Raw genomic sequence first — 449 nt, forward strand, 5'->3', positions numbered from 1 at the left:
AGCGGGTGACGGCGGTAACGACACGTTCGTGTTCAACGCGGGCTACGGTCATCTGGAGATCAACGAGACGGGTGGAGGGGGCTCGCAGCAGAGCGTGCTGCAGCTGGGAGCGGGGATCACGGAATCGTCGGTGACGGTGAAGGCGACTTCGAACGGCATGGATCTGGTGCTGGCTGACGGAGTCTCGGGTGACCAGGTCACGCTGGACGATGAACTGGATAGCAGCTACTACGGCGTGCAGCAGGTGCAGTTTGCCGACGGCACGGTGTGGACGGAGCAGCAGCTGGTCCAGATGGAGACGACGGGGACCAGCGGCAACGACACGCTATATGGCACCCCGGGTGCAAACCTGTTCGACGGCAAGGGTGGCAACGACCTTGAGGCAGGTGACGGCGGTAACGACACGTTCGTGTTCAACGCGGGCTACGGTCATCTGGAGATCAACGAGA

At 62.4% G+C, this 449-nt stretch carries 1 protein-coding gene; it reads left to right on the forward strand.

The features are described from left to right. Positions 1-449, forward strand: a 449-nt coding sequence (locus AC1ECK_RS36680; protein ID WP_480328199.1) for a calcium-binding protein, incomplete at both ends; no start/stop codon positions are given.

The sequence above is a fragment of the Paraburkholderia sp. SSBN10T genome (assembly GCF_056619545.1).